This is a genomic window from Caballeronia temeraria (genome assembly GCF_001544795.2).
In the GTDB taxonomy this organism is placed as follows: domain Bacteria; phylum Pseudomonadota; class Gammaproteobacteria; order Burkholderiales; family Burkholderiaceae; genus Caballeronia; species Caballeronia temeraria.
The window spans coordinates 1-20,853 of sequence record NZ_FCOI02000015.1; the positions used below are offsets into that span (position 1 = coordinate 1).

Sequence of the window (20,853 nt, forward strand, 5' to 3'; positions counted from 1 at the left end):
GCTTTACCGGCTCCGAAGAACCGGCCGCACTCGCTATCAAGCGCCCACACTTATCGGCTGTTAGTTTTTAAAGAGCACATCGCAAGACCATCTAACCTCACCACCGTCTTGCGTCGCTGCATCAGCAGCAGAGAAACGAGATTATGAAGAACGTTTCGGCTCGTGTCAACAAGAATTCGAAACTTTCTTTTCTTGCCGACCGCGCTCAGAGCCTTTCCAACCCACTCCGAACACCCGCCGATATCGCCCACTCCCGCTTCCTTCGCGTTCATCGAAGCGCGAAGGAACGGAATTCTAGTGAGTGGACGCCGGCTTCGCAAGAGGGGCACCGAAAAATATTCGACATCTATAACTGACCGCCGCACCTGATCGCAGAACGTGTTGCAACGCCACACGATAAAAGCATCCTCCGAGCGACTACAATCAAAGGTTCACCGCACCAATTCACTCTAGTATCTATATGCGCTCGCGAATCGCAAAACGTATTCCCCCGGATGCAGACAAGCTCGTCAGCCTCTCCCTCGCGCTCTTCGCGTCCGGCAGCCGTGTCGAGGATCGCTTCTGGGAAGGCCGCCTCGACACGCTTATCGCCAAACTCGTGCGAAACGGCAATCAGACGACGCTCGACGCCGCGCTCGACCATCTCCAGCAAAATCATCCGGACGCCTACGGCGCGCTGGCCGATATGGCCGAGACGCACAGCGAGTCGTTCAGAGTCGACCTCGACGGCGCGCCGCACGAAGCATTGCTCATCGCGGCGCCGGTGCTCGCGTGGACGCGCTATGCGATCCCGTCGGGCGCGCTCAAAGGCGACGCTGTCGATGCGCTGCGCACGCAGATGCAAGCACACGTGCTCGCGGCCGACGCACGCGTGGCCGTCGCGCCATACCTCTACAGCATCGATCAATTGCCGCGGCACCACGTGGATACCTCGCGGCTCGCGCAACAGCTGCTGCAAACCGTGACCACCGGCAACGCCGCGCGGCTGAACCTGTCCGATCTGCCGGAAACCTCGCCGATCCTCGCCGACCCGCGCTTCCTGCTGGCTCTGGTCGTCGTACCCGCCGGCGAGGCGTTCTTTCGCTGGCAGGAGGACGAGAGCGGCAGCCGCGTCGAGCGTGGTCAGTGCCTCGAGCAATGGGCCGCGCAGGGCGGACCGAGCTTCGCCGCGATCCTGCCGGGCTGCGAGTTCGAATGCCTGCTTCCCGATGCCTATTACTCCGCGTGCCGCGACGCCGACGAGCAGGTTCGTCCGCACACCGTGCGCACCGCCGTGCGATATCTGTTCGACACCCTCGGCGCCGCGCCTCAGGAATTGCGCGCGGTCATCGCGGGTTTCGGTGAACGGCGTATCGACGAATATCGCATCGGCTTCACGCGGCGCGGCAGCAACGACGTGATCTACGGCGTCGTGTGGCCGCTCTACGGGCGCGAAAACGGCGAGTTGGGAATGGACGAGGAACCGGTCGATCTCGAGGGCGCCAATGGCCCAGTGGAGGAGATCGTCGAGTTGCTAAAGAAAATAGGCGTCTCGGACGTGCGCCGTCATGCAGGACGCTTCGAACCGGAGTTTTGCGACGACTGCGGCGTGCCACTCTATGCCGATCCACTGGGCGAGATCGTTCACGCTGAAATGCCTGAAGATGCTGAACCGGCGCAGCCACATTTCCATTGACGCTGCCTAATGGCAGTTAAATGACCCAAAAAGAACCCCGCCGCGCGCGGGGTTTTGTGTATTTATGCCTATGCCATTCGGATAGGGGGCCAAATCACTTCAAATTTGTAAATATACCCACTGACGCCGAACTGATTCCGGCGGCAAGCCCCGAAGCCGTCGGGCAACGGGTGTATTGATACGAGGTAAAGCATGATAATCAACATTATTGGTTCCGACGCGGAGCGCCGGGCGGGCCTTAAAACATTGCTGCGCCGTGTTGCGCGCCAGGCGCAATTCACTGAGGCGAAGGACTGGAGACAAGCCCGTTCCGCCTTGAAACGCTCCACCCCCGACATGATCGTGATCGACTGGGCGCCCGAGTTGCGCACCGGCGACCTGGAGATCCTGCTCGACGACGCGCCCGATGTGCCCGCGGCGATCATGGTCGATCGTTGCGGCGCCGCGCTGGTCTATGCGTTGATGAGCGCCGGCGCAATGGGCGTGATCCCGCGCGCTCTCGATCCAATTCTGATACTGCGCGCGCTGGAGATGGTGCTCGTCGGCGGTCACTATATTCCGCCGGACGTCGTCGATCCCGAACTGACGCTCGAACTCACTACCCGCCGCATCCGGGAACACGGCAAGTTGCCGCACAGGATCCGCCATCACCCGACACTGTCGCCGCGGCAGCAGCAGATCATGCGTTGCGTGCACATGGGCAGCACGAACAAGATGATCGCGAAGACGCTCGGCATCAGCGAAGGCACGGTGAAGATCCACCTTGCAAGCATCTTCCAGCAGCTCGGAGCGACCAATCGCGCTGCCGCAGTCGCGATCTACAACGGCGTGCAAACTGCGCATCTCGAGATTCTGCGCAGCGGCGGCCAAAAACCGGTGCGCGTCGTAACCGGTCAGGCGGGCGTCATTCCGCTGCGCCGGCCAAGGACGCGTTATCCGTCGCTTCTCGACAACGATGCGGCCGCGCTCCCGATGGCCGCGGAGCCCGAATCACCGTTCTAGCAACAAACGAGGCAAACGGGTCTGTCCTTTGCGCACACGTTTTACGCGCAACGAGTAATATGCAAGGCATGGGGTTCTTTTACACACCGCTACCGCTTTGGCTAACCGTCGGCAGCTGGATCGTCGCCGTGGGGCTGCTCGCGCTCGCGTTGCTGCAGCGTCCGTTCGCTCGTCTGCAAGACGCGACACTGCAGAACGTGTGGCTCGGTGTCATCGTCGCGATCTCGGTGCTGTGGGCATGCAACGCATGGTTCGATGACGGGCCCGTCATCCATCTGCTGGGCGCGACGCTCATGGTCACGCTGTTCGACTGGCGGCTCGCGCTCATCGGCACTGCGGCGACCACGGGGCTCGCAGCGGTCGTGCTCGATGCCTCATGGCTGTCGGTCGCGACCACCTACCTCCTCTTCGGCGCGTTACCCGTCGCGGTCTCGACGGTGCTACAGCGTCTGAGCAACGCCTGGCTGCCTCGCAATCTTTTCACCTTCATTGCAGGACACGGGTTCATCACGTCGGCCATTGCAGTGGCCGCGGCATGCGGGGCGACCATCGCACTCGAAATGACGCTTGCCAGCGGACCGTTCGTCATTCCGGCGGCGTTCACGCGAGGCTCACTGCTGCTGGGTGCCGGCGAAGCGCTCTTTACGGGCCTGCTCACCATTCTGATCACCGTGTACAAACCCGCGTGGATCACCACGTATGACGTGCGCCGCTATCGTCTCGACCGCGGTCCGCGCGTCTGAGTTTGGCGAAACGAGTCGGTGCATGGCTCGCCGGATCGCCGGTTATCGGATTCCCGGCGATGGGTCCGTGCGCAAAGTACGATAAGATTGAACTCCTTCCCCACACGGCGCATCTTACTTGGCCGTGTCTTCTTAGCGCCAGACTAGATGGAAAGTAACTTCGCACCGCGCCGGCTCCTGCGGCTCGTCGGCCGGTTGGCGGTATGCGCATCGTTGGCATGCGCGGTATCCGCTTTTGCCGATTCGCTCGATGAGCGCAATGAACTGATTCACCACTTCGTCACCGATTTCAACGCCAACCCGCTCGTCGCGGATTGCGCCGCGCACGGCAACTTCATCGCCAGCACGTCTTCGGCTTTCGATCACGTCGAATTCCCGCCTACCTCGTTCGATGCCTCGCACTCTGCAATCGAGCCATGGAACGATTCCTTCGACGAGAGAAAGCAACGCATCAAGGTGGACAACGTCGTGACCGTCGAAGGTCAGGGCATGCCGAAGGACGGCGGCGGCGATCCCACGCCGCTCAAGTTCCGCTGCGGCTATGTCGGCAGCCAGATGCTTGCATTCGGCTGGAACGATCCCGTACCGCCGTTGCGCGCGCGCGCCGAGTCGCACTCCACGAGCGGCACGAAGTCCAAGCACGGCACGAAGAACAAGGCGACAGCGGGCAAGACGAAGAGCACGTCGAAGTCGTCATCGAAATCTTCATCCAAGCCGGCGAAGAAGACGACCAAGAAGCACTAAACACTTCTTCCCTGCAACGAAGACACGATCAAAAAAGGCGTGGCCGCACAAAGCGGCCACGCCTTTTTCATATCAACGGCAAGTCGCCGGCTCTCAGGCGTCGAGCGTCTGCAGGTGCCACAGAATGGCCTGAAGCATCGATGCACCGAGCGCCGCACTGCGCGCGCCGTTCCAGCCGACGCTCTCGTCCGGCAGATTCGCGTTGTCCTTGAACGGCATTTCCAGAGTCAGCGACAGACACTTGTACTCGTTGCCGATGTACTTCGACGCGAGCTTGAGCGCATCCGTCTGATACTTGCTTGACTCGTAGCCGTGCACGTTCTGAAAATCCGGGCTCGCCTGTTTGAAAAAATCGACGAATGCTTTCTGTTCCTTCGCCTGTTGCTCGGTGAAGCCCGGCAGCATCTCCGAGCCCGCGACGAACACATAGGGAATGGCTTCGTCGCCGTGGATATCGAAAAACAGGTCGCAGCCGGTCTCGGCAATCGCCTCGCGCACGGCGAGCACTTCCGGGCTGCGCTCCGCGCTCGGCTCCATCCATTCACGATTCAAGTTCGCACCCGCCGCGTTGGTGCGCAGGTTGCCGAGCACGCTGCCGTCCGGATTCATGTTCGGCACGATATGAAAGATGGCGCGCTCGAACAACGCGCGCGCCACCGGATCGCCCGCCCAGTCGCCGAAGCCCGCGAGACGCTTCACGAGCCCTTCGACGAACCATTCCGCCATCGTCTCGCCCGGATGCTGGCGCGCGATGATCCAGACTTTCTTCTTCGGCTCGGCGTCGCCGAAGTCCGGGATGCCGAGCGAGAGCACCGACATCGGGCGTCCCTGGACCGTGCTGCCGAGTTCGGTCAGCGTCGCGAGCGGCATCTGCTGGACCGCGCCGAGAAACTCCGAGTGGCGCTCCTCGCTGTACGGCTCGAAGTACGCGTAATAGATGCGGTCGAAGTCGGGCGTGTGATCGATCTTCATCACTTTCCCGTCGTATTCGGTCGACACGCGGAACCAGTTCACGCGGTCGTAGCTCGCGACTGCTTCGTAATCGCGCCAGCCTTCGGGGAAGGCGCACTGCGCCGCGTTCTCGAACGTCATCACGAGGCGCTCGCCGCGCGCGCCGGACACGCGGAAATAGAACCACTGCGCGAAGTCCGCGTGCGAGTCGGGACGAATGCGCAGGCGAATGTCAGTGGGATCGTCGGCGTTGATCACTTCGATCGCGCCCGCGTCGAAGTTGCTTGAAATGGAGAGCGTCATCTGCGTTTCCTTGAGTGCTTACCGCGCCGTTTCATTCCGCGACGCGGCGACGAAATACGTATGTCGTATCGTTCGACGCCTTCGCGTCGAACTTGTAGCCTTCGCTGTCGAAGCCCTTGAGCGCTTCCGGCTCGTCGATGCGGTTCTCCACCGCATAACGCGCCATCATGCCGCGCGCGCGCTTCGCATGAAAGCTGATGGTTTTGTAACGCCCGCCTTTCCAGTCCTCGAACACGGGTGAGATGACCGGCGCCGTCAGCAGCTTCGGCTTGACCGACTTGAAATACTCTTCCGACGCGCAGTTCACCAGCACGCGCGCGCCGCGCTGCTTCTTCAATTGTTCGTTGAGCGCCGCCGTGATCCGCTCGCCCCAGAACGCGTAGAGATCCTTGCCGCGCGCATTCGGAAATTTCGTGCCCATTTCGAGCCTGTATGGCTGCAGCAAATCGAGCGGGCGCAACAATCCGTACAGCCCCGACAGCACGCGCACATGGTTCTGCGCGAAATCGAGATCGCCGGCGGACAGCGTCTTCGCGGCGAAACCTTCGTACACGTCACCGTTGAACGCGAGCACGGCCTGCTTGGAATTGTGCGCGTCGAAAGTCGTCGACCAGTCCGCATAACGCTGAAAATTCAGCGCCGCGAGCGGGTCCGAAATGCCCATCAGTCCGCCGATCTGCTGCGGCGAAAGTTCGCGCAGTCCGTCGATCAGTTCAGCGGCGTCATCGACGAATTGCGGCAGCGTGTGCTTCTTGATATGAGCGGGCGTCTCGTAGTCGAGCGATTTGGCAGGCGAGAGAACGATTATCATGGAGGCTCGCCGGCACCCCGCCGGCGATCATAGGCATAAACCCCCGATTGTATCGAATGGACAATTCCGCCGCGCCGCTGCGCGTAGTGCTCGATTCGAATGTGTGGATCGACATCCTCGTATTCGACGACCCCGCCACCCGCCCGATCCACGCGGCGCTCGTCGCCCGCACGCTCGAAGCGCTGATCGACGAGCGGTGTCTCAGGGAACTCACGCGCGTGCTCGACTATCCGCAATTCGTGCGCATGGAGGTCGACAAGGCGGCCGCGCTCGAAAACGTCACGCGTCTGTCGACGTTCGTGGCGGCGACCCTCGACGAAAGCGAGCGTCCGCTGCCCAAATGCAAGGACCGCGACGACCAGAAGTTTCTCGAACTCGCGCACGCCGCGGGCGCCGAATGGCTCGTCTCGAAGGACCGCGCGGTGCTGAAGCTCGCGCGGCGCGTCGCGCGCGATTTCGCGTTTCGCATCGCCGAGCCGAAACCGTTCGTCATCGAATTCGAGGCGCAGGCGGCCATCGGCTGACGGTGTCTTAAAATAGTCGCGAGCCAATTCAACGCCTATTCGACCATGAACGCCACGCACGATTTGCCGCCGACTCCGCCCGAGCTGTCCTTCCCGTCGCGTCTGCCCAATGTAGGCACGACCATCTTCACCGTGATGAGCGCGCTCGCGACGCAAAAAGGCGCGGTGAATCTCGGCCAGGGCTTCCCCGATTTCGATTGCGATGCGCGCATCGTCGATGCGGTGGCCGACGCCATGCGCGACGGCCACAATCAATATCCGCCGATGGCCGGCGTCGCGCCCTTGCGCCAGGCGATCGCGCGCAAGATCGACGCGCTCTACGGCCGCACGTATAACCCCGACACCGAAATCACCGTGACAGCCGGCGCGACGCAGGCGCTGCTCACCGCGATTCTGTGCTGCGTGCATCCGGGCGATGAAGTCATCGTGATCGAGCCGATGTACGACAGCTACGTGCCGTCGATCGAACTCGCGGGCGGCAAGCCGGTGTTCGTGTCGCTCGACGCGCCCGACTACGCCCTGCCCTTCGACAAGATCGCCGCCGCGATCACGCCGAAGACGCGTCTTCTCATGATCAACACGCCGCACAATCCGACCGGCCGCGTGTGGCGCGCGGAAGACATGAAGAAGCTAGAAGCGATCGTACGCGACACCAACGTGCTGATCGTCTCCGACGAAGTCTACGAGCACATGGTCTACGACGGCGCGCCGCACGAGAGCGTGTCGCGTTATCCGGAGCTGGCCAAACGCAGCTTCGTCGTGTCGAGCTTCGGCAAGACATTTCATGTGACGGGCTGGAAAGTCGGCTACGTCGCCGCGCCCGCCGCGTTGATGGCCGAATTCCGCAAGGTGCATCAGTTCAACGTATTCACCGTGAACACGCCGATGCAGATCGGCCTCGCGCGTTATCTCGAAGACCCGAAGCCGTATCTCGAACTGCCCGCCTTCTATCAGAAGAAGCGCGACTTCTTCCGCGAAGGGCTCGCGAAGACGCGCTTCTCGATGCTGCCGTCCGAAGGCACGTATTTCCAGTGCGTCGATTATTCGAAGATCAGCGACATGCCCGAAGCCGAGTTCGCGCAATGGCTCACGAGCGAGATCGGCGTCGCGGCCATTCCGGTGTCGGCGTTCTATCACGAGAGCCATGAATCGGGCGTCGTGCGCTTTTGCTTCGCGAAGAAGGAAGAAACGCTGGCGCTCGCGCTGGAACGTCTCGCGAAGCTTTGAACCTGCGGCGCACGCGCCACAACCAGGAGTCGAACGGAACATGAGTACGCAAGACTTCACGATTCAAACGCTCGGCATCGTCGGCAGCGGCGCGATGGGGCGCGGCATCGCGCAGATCGCGGCGCTCGGCGGGCTGAACGTGCATATCTACGACACGAACCCGAAAGCGCTCGCCGCCGCGCGCGCGTATCTGTCGGACACGCTCGCGAAGCTCACCGCGAAAGGCAAGCTCAGGGAAGCCGATGCGCACGCGGCGCTCGCGCGCATCTGCGATGCGGGCGACACGAGCGAGCTCGCCGGTTGCGACGCCATCGTCGAGGCGATCGTCGAGAATCTCGAACTCAAGCGCGAGCTGTTCCGCGAGCTCGAAGCCGTGGTCGGCGAGCACTGCGTTCTGGCGTCGAACACGTCGTCGCTGTCGATCACCGCGATTGCCGCCGGATGCGCGCGTCCAGCGCGCGTCGCGGGCTTTCACTTCTTCAATCCGGTTCCGTTGATGCGCGTCGTCGAAGTCATCGACGGACTGCGCGGCGATCCGCGCGCGGGCGATGCGCTGATGGACCTCGCGCGCCGCATGGGCCACACGCCCGTGCGCGCGAAGGACATGCCGGGCTTCATCGTCAATCACGCCGGGCGCGGCATGAACACCGAAGGCCTGCGCGTGGCGAGCGAAGGTGTCGCGAGCTTCGCGGACATCGACCGCATCATGCGCGAGCAGGCGGGCTTCCGGCTCGGCCCGTTCGAGCTGCTCGATCTCACCGCGCTCGACGTCTCGCATCCGGTGATGGAGTCGATCTATCATCAGTTCTACGAAGAGCCGCGCTTCAGGCCGTCGCCGATCACGGGCACGCGGCTCGCGGGCGGGCTCATCGGGCGCAAGGCGGGCGAAGGGTTTTATCGTTACGTCGATGGCAAGCAGGACGTCCCGCCCGAGCCCGCCGCGCCGACGAAGCTGCCGGCGCGCGTCTGGATCAGCCGCGCGTCGCACGAAGGCCGCGAGCAGGTGCTGAAACTGATCGCGAAATGCGATTGCTCGGTGCACATCGACGCGGGCCACACGCCCGAGCCGGATTCGCTGATCATCGTGACGCCGCTCGGCTTCGATGCCACCACGGCCGCGGTCAGCGAGCACCTCGATGCGACGCGCGTCGTCGCCGTCGATACGCTCTTCCCGCTCGATACCGTCGCGCGCCGCACAATCATGACGACGCCCGCGACCTCGCCCGCGATGCGCGACGCCGCGCACGCCCTCTTCGCCTTCGACGGCGTGCCCGTCTCCGTGATCCGCGATTCGACCGGCTTCGTCGCTCAGCGCGTCGTCGCGACGATCGTGAACATCGGCTGCGACATCGCGCAGCAAGGCATCGCGACGCCCGAGGACATCGATCTCGCCGTGATGCTCGGCCTCGGCTATCCGCACGGCCCGCTCGCGCTCGGCGACACGCTCGGCGCGACGACCATCCTCACGATTCTCCGCAACATCTATTCCGTGCTCGGCGACCCGCGGTATCGGCCGACACCGTGGCTCACGCGGCGCGCGCAGCTCGGACTTTCGCTTACCCATATCGAGGAGCTCAGATGAGCGCCGAACTACTCACAGACCGTCCCGCGGGCAGCGACACCACGCTCGTGCTCAAGTTGTCCAATCCCGGCGCGCGCAACGCGCTGCATCCGGACATGTACGCCGCCGGCATCGAGGCCCTGAACACGGCGGAGCGCGACAACAGCGTGCGCGCGATCGTGCTGACCGGCGCCGACAATTTCTTTTGCGCCGGCGGCAATCTGAATCGCCTGCTGGAGAACCGCGCGCAGGATCCGTCGGTGCAAGGGGCGAGCATCGATCTGCTGGCCGAATGGATCAGCGCGCTGCGTTCCTCGACGAAACCGGTGATCGCGGCCGTCGAAGGCGCGGCGGCCGGCGCGGGCTTTTCGCTGGCGCTCGCGTGCGATCTGATCGTCGCCGCCGATGACGCCCGGTTCGTCATGTCGTATGCGCGCGTCGGCCTCACGCCGGATGGCGGCGCATCGTGGTTTCTGTCTCGCGCGCTGCCGCGCACGCTCGCGAGCGAAGTGCTGCTCGAAGCGAAGCCGATCGGCGCGGCGCGTCTGCATGAAGTGGGCGTCGTGAACCGGCTGACGAAGAAAGGCATCGCGCTCGATGCGGCCATCGCGTGGGCTGACGATCTCGGCAGCGCATCGCCCAAAGCGATGGCGCGCATCAAGACGCTGATCAACGCCGCCGACGTGCAGCCGCTCGCCGCGCATCTCGACATGGAGCGCGACAGCTTCGTCGATGCGCTGCATCACGGCGACGCGCTCGAAGGCATCACCGCGTTTCTAGAGAAGCGCCAGCCGAACTATCGCTAAGTCATGGCTCACTACGAATTGCCGAAGCGCCGGCGCATCTTTCTGATGCGTCATGGCGACGTCACGTATTTCGACGACAGCGGCCGCGCGATCGATCCCGAAAGCGTGCCGCTCAACGAGCGCGGACGCGAGGAAGCGAGCGCGGCGGGCCGCGAGTTCGCCGCGCAGAACATCCGCTTCGATCGCGTGATCGTGAGCGGATTGCCGCGCACGATCGAAACCGCGCAGCGCGTGCTCGAAGCGACGGGCCAGCGCATCGACATCGAAGTGTGGCCCGAGTGGCAGGAGATTCGCGGCGGCAAGCTCAAGGACCTCACGGTGTCGGATATCGAGCGCGCGTTCCTCTCCGTGTTCGACGGCGTCGTGCCGGAAGAAACGCAATTTCTCGGCGGCGAGACCATCGGCGAATTGCTCGACCGCGCGTTGCCCGCTGTGGCGCGGCTGCGCGAGGATCGCTCGTGGGACACGGTGCTGCTCGTGCTGCACGGCGGCGTCAATCGCGCGCTGCTTTCGCACGCGATCGCGGCGGGCGGGCGCGCGTTCTTCGGGCATCTGTCGCAGGCGACGGGCTGCATCAATGCGCTCGATGTCGGCGAGAAACCGGCCGACTGGGTCGTGCACGCGATCAATCATTCGCCGCCCTCGCCGCTGCATGCCGGCGTGCGCAACACGACGATGGAACTGCTCTACGCGCAATTCGTCCGCTACAAGGCCGGCGACATGAACTGAACGCAGTCCGGAGGAGACGATGCAAGACAACGAGACGCACAAGCAGTCCGATTTCTCCGCGTTCGAAGGAACGCGCCCCGTGCAGGACAAGCAGCGTTTCGATACCGAGGCGCTCATTCCATGGCTCGCGGCGAATGTCGATGGCTTCAGCGGTCCGTTGACCGTCGAGCAATTCGCGGGCGGCCAGTCGAACCCGACGTTCAAGCTCGTCACGCCCGCGCGCAGCTATGTGATGCGCGCGAAGCCCGGACCGGCGGCGAAGCTGTTGCCATCGGCGCATGCGATCGAGCGCGAGTATCGCGTGATGCACGCGCTCGCGTCCACCGATGTTCCCGTCGCGCGCATGCTCGCGCTCTGCGAGGACGAGAGCGTGATCGGCCGCGCGTTCTATGTGATGGAGTTCGTCCAGGGCCGCGTGCTGTGGGACCAGTCGCTGCCCGGCATGACGCCCGCCGAGCGCGCCGCGATCTACGACGAAACGAATCGCGTGATCGCGGCGCTGCATACCGTCGATGTCGACGCCGCCGGCCTGTCGGGCTACGGCAAGCCGGGCAATTACTTCGAGCGGCAGATCGGACGCTGGAGCAAGCAATATGTCGCGTCGGAAACCGGGAAGATCGACGCGATGAATCGCCTGATCGACTGGCTGCCGCAGCACATTCCGCACGCGCAGAACGCGCGCGTGAGCGTCGTGCACGGCGACTTCCGGCTCGACAACCTCATTTTTCATCCGGCCGAGCCGCGCGTGCTCGCCGTGCTCGACTGGGAACTCTCGACGCTCGGCGATCCGCTCGCCGATTTCGCGTATCACTGCATGGCGTGGCATGTCGATCCGTCGCAGTTTCGCGGCATCGCCGGGCTCGACTGGGCCGCGCTCGGCATTCCCGACGAAGCCGCCTATGTGAAGCGCTATTGCGAGCGCACGGGCTTCGCGATCGAAGGCGACTGGAACTTCTATCTCGCCTACAACATGTTTCGCATCGCCGCGATTCTGCAAGGCATCATGAAGCGCGTCGTCGATGGCACCGCTGCAAGCGCGCAAGCCGTCGATGCCGGCAAGCGCGCGCGGCCGATGGCCGAACTCGCGTGGCACTACGCGCAAAAGGTGGAAGCAAAGGCATGAACTTCGACTACACGCCCAAGGTGCAGGCGTTGCGCGAGAAATTGCTCGCTTTCTTCGACGCGCATATCTATCCGAACGAACGCGCCTACGCCGATGAAATCGCGGCGAATCGCGCGGCGGGCAACGCGTGGATTCCGACGCGGCTGATCGAAGGCCTGAAGGAGCGCGCGCGCGCCGAAGGACTGTGGAACCTCTTTCTGCCGGCATCGGCGCGCGGCGCGGGCCTTACGAATCTCGAATACGCGCCGCTGTGCGAAATCATGGGCCGCGTGCCGTGGGCGCCCGAGGTCTTCAACTGCGGCGCGCCCGATACGGGCAACATGGAAACCATCGAGCGCTACGGCACGGAGGCGCACAAGGCTCAATGGCTCGAACCGCTGTTGCGCGGCGAAATCCGTTCGGCGTTTCTGATGACGGAGCCGGAAGTCGCGTCGTCGGATGCGACCAATATCCGATGCAGCATCGCGCGCGACGGCGACCATTACGTGATCGACGGCCACAAATGGTGGTCGTCGGGTGCGGGCGATCCGCGTTGCAAGGTGTATATCGTGATGGGCAAGACCGATCCCGATGCGCCGAAACACGCGCAGCAATCGATGATCCTCGTGCCCGCCGATGCGCGCGGCATCACGATGCATCGGCCATTGAACGTGTTCGGTTACGACGACGCGCCGCACGGCCACATGGACATCACGCTCGATAACGTGCGCGTCCCGGCGGCGAACATTCTGCTGGGCGAAGGACGCGGCTTCGAGATCGCACAGGGCCGCCTCGGGCCGGGGCGCATCCATCATTGCATGCGGCTGATCGGACTCGCGGAACGCGCGCTCGAACTGATGACGAAGCGCTCGCTCGCGCGCGTCGCGTTCGGCAAGCCGATCGCGCAGCATGGCGTGACGCAGGAGCGCATCGCCGAGGCGCGCATCATGATCGAGCAGGCGCGGCTTCTGACGCTCAAGGCCGCCTACATGATGGACACCGTCGGCAACAAAGGCGCGCGCGGCGAGATCGCGATGATCAAGGTCGTCGCTCCGAACGTCGCGTGTCAGGTGATCGACTGGGCGATCCAGGCACACGGCGCGGGCGGCATCTGCGACGACTTTCCGCTTGCGTACGCGTACGCATCGGCGCGCACGCTGCGCCTCGCCGACGGCCCCGACGAAGTGCATCGCAATGCAATCGCGAAGCTGGAGTTCGGGAAATACGCGTCAGGAAGCTGACGCGTCCGGATCGGCTGGATCGCGCAGACCGAAGAGCGCGGCGGAATCGACCGTCAGAACAAGCTCGCCGTTCTGGTTGTGCGCTTCCCAGCGCGTCTGCACGATGCCGCGATCCGGCTTGCTCTTCGACACGCGCTTGTCGAGCACGCGCACGGTGAGCCGCACCGTATCGCCGACGCGCACCGGCTTGATCCAGCGGATGTTGTCGAGACCGGGCGAGCCCATCGAGGTCGAATCGCCCACCATGTCGCGCACGAGAATGCCCATCATCGCGGAGCACGTGTTCCAGCCGCTCGCGACGAGTCCGCCGAAATGCGACGCCTCGCCCGCCGCTCCCGACAAATGAAACGGCTGCGGATCGTAGCGTTCGGCGAATCCGACGATCTCCTCTCTCGTGAACGTGTGCGCGCTCAGTTGAACGGCGCTGCCGGGTTCGAAGTCTTCGTAAGCGTAGGTCATGCGGGATTCCCTTCCGTTTCGGTGGATGTGGGCGATGAAGCGAAGCGCACGCGATGATGCGCCGCAAGCAGCCTGTGCCGGCTCGCGTGGTCATCGCGGTTCAGACGTTGGTGATGGAGGACGTTGTCGGGCAGTTCGCGCGCAAGACTGACGTCGGCGCGAAAGGCGTCGTCCGAAGGGGAATAGTTGAGGTTCATGTGCGGTGTCTCCTTCGTGGCCCCATCCGGAGCCAGAAAAGACGCCGCGCGCGAACGTTACTGCAGCGGCTCTTTCAATGCGTCCGGAACAGGCAACGGCATCACGTCGATCCCTTCTTCGAGCAAGGCGTGCGTCTCTTCGGGCGTCGTCACGCCGCGAATGTTGCGCGCCGGCGCCTCGTTGTAGTGAATGCGCCGCGCCTCCTCGGCAAACCGGTCGCCCACGTTTTCGGTCTTCTCGATCAGCTCGCGCATGAATTGCAGCGCGCGCGCCTGTAGTGCGGCGCCTTCGGGCACGGCTTGCGTCTGCGAAACCTGCGGCGTCGCTTCACCTCGCGCCGACGAAAGATTCAGGCGCGGCGCGGACGGCATACGGCTCACATCGGTCGTCGAGCACACGGGACATGCAACCAGTTTGCGCGACAATTGCGACTCGAACTCATCGGTCGAGGCGAACCAGCCTTCGAACCGGTGTTCGTGCGAGCACTTTAAATCGAGGACCTTCATGCTGATGGGGCTTCGTTGAAGTTTATCTCAAAATCGCGTTTTTTGAACGGTCGTTCGTTAAATCGGAAGAACGCAGACAACCGTCAAACCGCGAAACATTCATTCTAGCCGCTCGGCCCACGCATCGCTTTAGCCGACGCAAAAACGACAAAAGCGGCAACGAGGCCGCTTTTGCGCACATCCGTCTGACGAACGCTCAATCCTTGATCGTCTCGCCCAGCGTCCACTCGCCCGAGCGGACCTTCTCCAGCCAGAACACGCCGATGATCGTTTTCACATCGCTGATGCTACCGTCCTTCACCCATGCCATCAGTTGCGCTTCGTCGGCGATGAAGGTTTCGAGGAATTCGCCTTCGTCGAGCTTTGCATCGCCCGCTTTCAGGCCACGCGCCAGATAAATGTCGATGAACTCCGTCGAATACGAAATTACCGGATGGATGCGCGTGAGGAACGTCCATTCCCGCGCGGTGTAGCCGGTCTCTTCCTGCAGTTCACGCTTCGCGCAGGTCAGTTCGTCCTCGTTCGGATCGAGCTTGCCCGCCGGAAATTCGAGCAGCACGCGGCCCACCGGATAACGGAACTGGCGTTCGAGCAGCACGCGGCCGTCGTCGAAGACCGGCAGGATCATCACCGCGCCGGGATGCTCGACGAACTCGCGCGTCGCATGCTTGCCGTCCGGCAGCTCGACGGTGTCGCGTTTCAGCGTGAGGAATTTGCCCTCGTGCAGCGTGACGCTCTCGACCTGCTTTTCGATGAGACCGTCGTCGTTGCCGGGAATCGAGGAATGATCTGCCATGTTGGGCCCTGTGCTTTCGAAGCAAACAAGCCGCTAACGGCGCGAAGCCGTCAGCGGCGTTTGACGAGATATTGATACGTGAAGCCGGGAAAGGCGAACACGACGAAGAGACTGAAGGTGATGGCGTAGAACTGCCATCCCTGATCGAACCGGTTGCCGGCGCGCGCTTCGAGCATGAAGCCGAGCGCACCGACCACGAAGTAAAGAACGATCAGCTCGCCGATGCGAATCCACGCGCTCTTCTTCGCCGCCCTGCGTCCCGTCGACGCCGGAAGCGGCAACGGGACGATGGCGAAGAGGCGCTGATTCAGGAACGGCACGTTGGCGAGCACGAGCGCCAACAGCACGATGAACCAGCCTGCCGCCGACATTACAGCGGCAGCGTATGCGAGATCGCCGTGAGGCACGCGCTCATCAATGGGCCCGGCACCAGACCGAGCACGAGCACGGCCAGGCCGTTGAACGCGAGCAGCGAGCGGTTCAGGCCGCCGGCGACGATCGGCGATGCATCCTGCGGTGCATCGAAGTACATCAGCTTGACGACGCGCAGGTAGTAGAACGCGCCCACGAGCGAAGTCATCACGGCGAGGACGGCGAGCCACGTGAGACCGGCGTTCATCGTCGCTTCGAGCACGGCGAGCTTCGCGTAGAAGCCGACCGTCGGCGGGATGCCGGCGAGCGAGAACATCATGATCATCATGACGAACGCGAACACCGGGCTGCGCTGATTCAGGCCCTTGAAGTCTTCGAGCGTTTCGGCCTCGAAGTCGCGGCGCGCGAGCAGCATGACCACGCCGAAGGTGCCGAGCGTCGTGACGAGATAGATGATGCTGTAGAACATCGCCGAGCTGTATGCGCCCGCCGCGCCCGTCAGCTTGCCGTCGACCACACCGGCGAGCAGGCCCAGCAGCACGAAGCCCATGTTGGAGATGGCCGAGTAAGCCAGCATCCGCTTGATATTCTTCTGCACGATACCCGTGATATTGCCGACGATCAGCGAGAGCGCCGCGAGAATCACGAGCATCTCCTGCCAGTCGACCGCGAGCGGCAGCAGACCCATCACCAGGAAGCGCAGGCCCCACGCGAAGGCCGCGACCTTCGGGCCGCCGCCGGTGAGCAGCGTCATTGCCGTCGGCGCGCCCTGATAGACGTCAGGCACCCACATGTGGAACGGCACCGCGCCCATCTTGAACGCCACGCCCGCGACGATGAAGATCACGCCGAACAGCAGCACGGCGTCGTTGATGCGGCCCGAAGCGACGGCCTTCAGCACTTCGTTCAGTTCGAGCGAACCGGTCGCGCCGTAGATCATCGAGATGCCGTACAACAGGAAGCCGGATGCGAGCGCGCCGAGCACGTAGTACTTCATCGCCGATTCGTTCGCCTGCGGCGCGTCCTTGCGCAGCGCGATGACCGCGTACAGCGACAGCGACATCAGTTCGAGGCCGAGATACAGCGTGAGGAAGTTGTTGCCCGAAATCATCACGCACTGGCCGAGCAGCGAGAACATGCCGAGCAGGAAGAAGTCGCCGCGGAACAGGTCGCGGTCTTCCAGATACTTCTTCGAATAGACGATCGACACGGCGTAGCCGAGACACACCACCGCTTTCATCGCGCTCGCGAACGGATCGACGATGTACATGCGCGTGAAGAAGTAAGCCGGCGTCGGATTGAGCGCGGTCATTGCGAACCACACGCCGCAAACGAGCGTCGACACGAGCGCGATCAGATACGTCGTGTGACGGCTCTTCGTGCCGAACATGGTGTCATTCAACCAGGCGACGACGACCGCTGCCATCAGGATCGCGTCGGGCCACAACATACTCATAGGAGCGTTTTGCATGATCTTTTAGTTCCTCCGCACGACGTTACTGAGCCAGCGGCAGCTTGGACTGCGCGACGTGGGAGAGCAGGTTTGCCACGGATTCGTGCATCACGTCGGTAAAGGGCTTCGGATGCAGGCCCATGTACAGCGTGAACAGCGCCAGGATCGCGAGCATCAGGAATTCGCGTCCGTTGATGTCCTTAAGCTTCGCGACGTGATCGTTCGCGACCGCGCCGAAGTACACGCGCTTGTACATCCACAGCGTGTAGGCCGCGCCGAGGATCAGCGTGAAGGTTGCAAGGAACGCGATCCAGAAGTTGTACTTCACCGCAGCCAGAATCACCATGAATTCGCCGACGAAACCCGAGGTTCCCGGCAAGCCGCAGTTGGCCATCGCGAAGAGCATCACGAATGCCGCGAACTTCGGCATCGTGTTCACGACGCCGCCGTAATCCGCGATCTGGCGCGAATGCACGCGGTCGTACAGCACGCCGATCGAGAGGAACATCGCGCCCGACACGAAGCCGTGCGAGATCATCTGGATGATCGCGCCTTCGACCGCGAGCTGGCTCGACGCACCGAACATGAAGAAGCCGAGCGTGACGAAGCCCATGTGCGCGATCGACGAATACGCGACGAGCTTCTTCATGTCGGACTGGACCATCGCCACGAGACCGATGTAGATCACCGCGATCAGCGACAGCGTGATGACCACCGGCGCGAGGAAATGGCTCGCGTCCGGCGCGATCGGCAGCGAGAAGCGCAGAAAACCGTACGCGCCGAGCTTCAGCATGATCGCGGCCAGCACGACCGAGCCGCCCGTCGGCGCTTCCACGTGCGCGTCCGGCAGCCACGTGTGGACCGGCCACATCGGCACCTTCACCGCGAACGCCAGGAAGAACGCGATGAAGAGCAGCACCTGCGGCGTCATGTCGAGCTTCGCGGCCTGCCACGTAGCGAGGTCGAACGTATGCGTCTGCGTGTACAGATACAGGAGCGCGACCAGCATCAGCAGCGAGCCGGCCAACGTGTAGAGGAAGAACTTGAATGCCGCATACACGCGATTCGGGCCGCCCCACACGCCGATGATGATGTACATCGGAATGAGCGTGGCTTCGAAGAACACGTAGAACAGCAGGCCGTCCGCCGTCGAGAACACGCCGATCATGATGCCCGAGAGGATCAGGAACGCGGCCATGTACTGCGACACGCGCTCGGTGATCACTTCCCAGCCGGCGATCACGACGATCACCGTGATGAGTGCGGTCAGCACGACGAACCACATCGAGATGCCATCGACGCCGAGGTGATACGTGATGTTGAAGCGCTCGATCCAGTTCGACTGCTCGACGAATTGCAGCGCGGCCGTCGACGTATCGAAGCCGGTGATGAGCGGAATCGTGACGATCAGCCCGAGCACCGAGCCGATCAGCGCGACCCAGCGCGCGGGCGCCGGGTTGCGGTCATTACCAACTGCGAGTACCAGCATGCCGAAGATGATCGGCAACCAGATCGCGACACTGAGAATCGGAAAAGAATGCATAGGATCCCTCGCCTTATTTGCCGCCGAGCGTCACAAACAGGGTCAGGAGCCCCAGCATGCCGATAATCATGGCGAACGCGTAGTGGTAGATGTAGCCGGATTGAAGGAAGCGGATCACACCGGCGAACCAGCCCATGAACCGCGCACTGCCGTTGACGATGCCGTCGATGACGACCACATCGCCCTCTTTCCACAGGCCCCGGCCGATGGCGACCGCGCCCTTCGCGAATACGACCTCGTTGATCTTGTCGCAGTAGTACTTGTTGTCGAGCAGGACGTAGATCGGACGGAAGGTCTTCGCGACGACCGCGGGCAGATCCGGGCGCTTCATGTAGAAGAACCACGCGACGATCACGCCGAGCGCCGCGAGCCATACCGGACCCGGCGTGACGATGCCGTGCAGCGCCATCGCGGCCCAGCCGTGGAACTCTTCGGCCATTTCCTTCAGGCCTTCGTGGCTCTCGGCGATGTAGATCACCTTGTCGAACACGACGCCGTGCGAGAAGAAGTTGCCGTAGATCATCGGGCCGATCATGATCGCGCCGATGATGATCGACGGAATCGCGAGCAGCACGAGCGGCAGCGTCACCACCCACGGTGTCTCATGCGGCACGTGAGCGTGGCCGTGGCCGTGATCGTCGTGACCGTGGCCGTCGTCATGACCATGACCGTGGCCGTGCGCTTCGGCCTGGCCCATCGGCGAGTCGGGATGCTTCGGACCGCGGAAGCGCTCTTCGCCGTGGAAGACCATGAAGTACATACGGAACGAGTACAGCGACGTGACGAACACGCTCGCGACCACCGCGAAATACGCGAAGCCCGAGCCCGCCAGATGCGAGTACTTCACGGCTTCGATGATCGAATCCTTCGAGTAGAAGCCCGAGAAGAACGGCGTGCCGATCAGCGCCAGCGAACCGATCAGCGACGTGATCCACGTGATCGGCATGTACTTGCGCAGGCCGCCCATGTTGCGCATGTCCTGGTCGTGGTGCATGCCGATGATGACCGAGCCCGCGCCGAGGAACAGCAGCGCCTTGAAGAACGCGTGCGTGCCGAGGTGGAACACGGCGACCGGATAGGCCGAGACGCCGAGCGCGACCGTCATGTAACCGAGCTGCGAGAGCGTGGAGTAAGCGACCACGCGCTTGATGTCGTTCTGCACGACGCCGAGGAAGCCCATGAACAAGGCCGTGATCGCGCCGATGACCGTGACGAACGACAGCGCCGCATCCGAATGCTCGAAGAGCGGCGACATGCGCGTCACCATGAAGATGCCGGCCGTCACCATGGTCGCCGCGTGAATCAGCGCGGAGATCGGCGTCGGGCCTTCCATCGAGTCCGGCAGCCACACGTGCAGCGGGAACTGCGCCGACTTGCCCATCGCGCCGATGAAGAGGCAAACGCACGCGACCGTCAGCAGGCCCCATTGCGTGCCCGGAAACGTCATCGTCGCGAGCTTGTCGCTTTGCGCGAACACGTCGCCGTAGTTGAGCGAGCCCGCGAACGCGAGCAACAGGCCGATGCCCAGCAGGAAGCCGAAGTCACCCACGCGGTTCACGATGAACGCCTTCATGTTGGCGTAGATCGCGCTCTCACGCGTGAAGTAGAAGCCGATCAGCAGGTACGACACGAGACCCACCGCTTCCCAGCCGAAGAACAGCTGCAGGAAGTTGTTGCTCATGACGAGCATCAGCATCGAGAACGTGAAGAGCGAGATGTACGAGAAGAAACGCTCGTAGCCGACTTCTTCGTCCGCCATGTAGCCGATCGTGTAGATGTGCACCATCAGCGAGACGAAGGTCACGATGACCATCATCATCGCGGTCAGCGAGTCGACCAGGAAGCCGACTTCCATCTTCAGCGTGCCGACGCTCATCCATTCGTAGATGGTCGCGTTGAAGCTCGCGCCGTGCATCACGTCGTTGAAGACGATCGCCGAAAGAATGAACGAGATGAAGACGCCGAGGATCGTGACGCGATGCGCGCCCTTGCGCCCTACCCATTTCGCGAACAGCCCCGCGATCAGACAGCCGGCGAGCGGTGCCAGCGGAACCGCGAGCAGGAGGTTTTCATTGAGTGTCGTGGACATAACAAGCCTGGCCTGAAA

The 20,853-nt window shown here is 63.0% G+C and carries 20 protein-coding genes and 1 pseudogene; 11 read left to right on the forward strand and 10 right to left on the reverse strand.

The features are described from left to right. Positions 1-460 precede the first annotated feature (460 nt). The 4 genes from AWB76_RS21235 (at position 461) to AWB76_RS21250 (ending at position 4,164) form a co-directional block, all read left to right on the forward strand. Positions 461-1,675, forward strand: a complete 1,215-nt coding sequence (locus AWB76_RS21235; protein ID WP_061162119.1) for a DUF2863 family protein — start codon at positions 461-463, stop codon at positions 1,673-1,675. A 192-nt stretch (positions 1,676-1,867) separates the two neighbouring features. After that, the gene (locus AWB76_RS21240; RefSeq protein ID WP_061162120.1) at positions 1,868-2,677 is read left to right on the forward strand and encodes a LuxR family transcriptional regulator; all 810 of its coding nucleotides are present in this window, start codon (positions 1,868-1,870) and stop codon (positions 2,675-2,677) included. 68 nt (positions 2,678-2,745) lie between these two features. Further along, positions 2,746-3,420: an energy-coupling factor ABC transporter permease gene (locus AWB76_RS21245; RefSeq protein WP_061162274.1), complete on the forward strand. Its 675-nt coding sequence runs from the start codon at positions 2,746-2,748 to the stop codon at positions 3,418-3,420. A gap of 147 nt (positions 3,421-3,567) precedes the next feature. Next, positions 3,568-4,164: a BspC domain-containing protein gene (locus AWB76_RS21250; protein ID WP_061162121.1), complete on the forward strand. Its 597-nt coding sequence runs from the start codon at positions 3,568-3,570 to the stop codon at positions 4,162-4,164. Positions 4,165-4,257: 93 nt separating this feature from the next. Here the strand turns inward: AWB76_RS21250 and AWB76_RS21255 are convergent, their stop codons facing one another. Together AWB76_RS21255 and yaaA are read right to left on the reverse strand one after the other, a co-directional pair. Next, entirely contained in the window at positions 4,258-5,418 is a 1,161-nt protein-coding gene (locus AWB76_RS21255) for a M14 family metallopeptidase (protein ID WP_061162122.1), read from the reverse strand. Between the two features lie 31 nt (positions 5,419-5,449). Beyond that, a complete protein-coding gene (yaaA, locus tag AWB76_RS21260; protein ID WP_061162123.1) occupies positions 5,450-6,229 on the reverse strand; it encodes a peroxide stress protein YaaA in 780 nt (259 codons plus the stop codon). 56 nt (positions 6,230-6,285) lie between these two features. Here yaaA and AWB76_RS21265 point away from each other — a divergent pair, with 56 nt between their 5' ends. Genes AWB76_RS21265 through AWB76_RS21295 form a run of 7 tightly spaced genes read left to right on the forward strand, consistent with a single transcriptional unit; the run spans position 6,286 to position 13,419 of the window. Then, positions 6,286-6,753: a putative toxin-antitoxin system toxin component, PIN family gene (locus tag AWB76_RS21265; protein ID WP_061162124.1), complete on the forward strand. Its 468-nt coding sequence runs from the start codon at positions 6,286-6,288 to the stop codon at positions 6,751-6,753. Positions 6,754-6,798: 45 nt separating this feature from the next. Further along, complete coding sequence (locus AWB76_RS21270; protein WP_061162125.1) at positions 6,799-7,980, forward strand: pyridoxal phosphate-dependent aminotransferase; 1,182 nt, start codon at positions 6,799-6,801, stop codon at positions 7,978-7,980. Positions 7,981-8,020: 40 nt separating this feature from the next. After that, positions 8,021-9,562, forward strand: coding sequence for a 3-hydroxyacyl-CoA dehydrogenase (locus AWB76_RS21275; protein ID WP_061162126.1), 1,542 nt, complete (start codon positions 8,021-8,023; stop codon positions 9,560-9,562). Next, on the forward strand, positions 9,559-10,347 hold the full coding sequence (locus AWB76_RS21280; RefSeq protein ID WP_061162127.1) for an oxepin-CoA hydrolase, alternative type: 789 nt from the start codon (positions 9,559-9,561) through the stop codon (positions 10,345-10,347). Before AWB76_RS21275 ends, AWB76_RS21280 begins: the two co-directional genes overlap by 4 nt. 3 nt (positions 10,348-10,350) lie before the next feature. Beyond that, positions 10,351-11,076: a histidine phosphatase family protein gene (locus tag AWB76_RS21285; protein WP_061162128.1), complete on the forward strand. Its 726-nt coding sequence runs from the start codon at positions 10,351-10,353 to the stop codon at positions 11,074-11,076. A 19-nt stretch (positions 11,077-11,095) separates the two neighbouring features. Beyond that, on the forward strand, positions 11,096-12,199 hold the full coding sequence (locus tag AWB76_RS21290) for a phosphotransferase (RefSeq protein ID WP_061162129.1): 1,104 nt from the start codon (positions 11,096-11,098) through the stop codon (positions 12,197-12,199). Continuing rightward, positions 12,196-13,419 (forward strand): acyl-CoA dehydrogenase family protein, encoded by a 1,224-nt coding sequence (locus AWB76_RS21295; protein WP_061162130.1) that lies wholly within the window; start codon positions 12,196-12,198, stop codon positions 13,417-13,419. Before AWB76_RS21290 ends, AWB76_RS21295 begins: the two co-directional genes overlap by 4 nt. Here the strand turns inward: AWB76_RS21295 and AWB76_RS21300 are convergent. From AWB76_RS21300 to nuoL, 8 genes and pseudogenes are all read right to left on the reverse strand, one after another. Then, on the reverse strand, positions 13,408-13,878 hold the full coding sequence (locus tag AWB76_RS21300) for a MaoC family dehydratase (protein ID WP_061162131.1): 471 nt from the start codon (positions 13,876-13,878) through the stop codon (positions 13,408-13,410). The two genes, AWB76_RS21295 and AWB76_RS21300, sit on opposite strands and share 12 nt — an antisense overlap. 65 nt (positions 13,879-13,943) lie before the next feature. After that, positions 13,944-14,075: pseudogene (locus AWB76_RS21305) on the reverse strand (pimeloyl-CoA dehydrogenase large subunit); the annotation flags it as partial. A 57-nt stretch (positions 14,076-14,132) separates the two neighbouring features. Beyond that, positions 14,133-14,582: a DUF1178 family protein gene (locus AWB76_RS21310; RefSeq protein ID WP_061162133.1), complete on the reverse strand. Its 450-nt coding sequence runs from the start codon at positions 14,580-14,582 to the stop codon at positions 14,133-14,135. 196 nt (positions 14,583-14,778) lie between these two features. Next, the gene (locus AWB76_RS21315; RefSeq protein ID WP_061162134.1) at positions 14,779-15,378 is read right to left on the reverse strand and encodes an NUDIX domain-containing protein; all 600 of its coding nucleotides are present in this window, start codon (positions 15,376-15,378) and stop codon (positions 14,779-14,781) included. Between the two features lie 50 nt (positions 15,379-15,428). Then, positions 15,429-15,749, reverse strand: coding sequence for a DUF2818 family protein (locus tag AWB76_RS21320; protein WP_061162135.1), 321 nt, complete (start codon positions 15,747-15,749; stop codon positions 15,429-15,431). After that, positions 15,749-17,221, reverse strand: coding sequence for an NADH-quinone oxidoreductase subunit NuoN (gene nuoN, locus AWB76_RS21325; RefSeq protein WP_061162136.1), 1,473 nt, complete (start codon positions 17,219-17,221; stop codon positions 15,749-15,751). The genes AWB76_RS21320 and nuoN overlap by 1 nt, the downstream gene beginning before the upstream one ends. A 25-nt stretch (positions 17,222-17,246) precedes the next feature. Next, complete coding sequence (locus AWB76_RS21330) at positions 17,247-18,746, reverse strand: NADH-quinone oxidoreductase subunit M (protein WP_061162137.1); 1,500 nt, start codon at positions 18,744-18,746, stop codon at positions 17,247-17,249. A gap of 13 nt (positions 18,747-18,759) precedes the next feature. Beyond that, the gene (gene nuoL, locus AWB76_RS21335) at positions 18,760-20,835 is read right to left on the reverse strand and encodes an NADH-quinone oxidoreductase subunit L (RefSeq protein WP_061162138.1); all 2,076 of its coding nucleotides are present in this window, start codon (positions 20,833-20,835) and stop codon (positions 18,760-18,762) included. Positions 20,836-20,853: the final 18 nt, after the last annotated feature.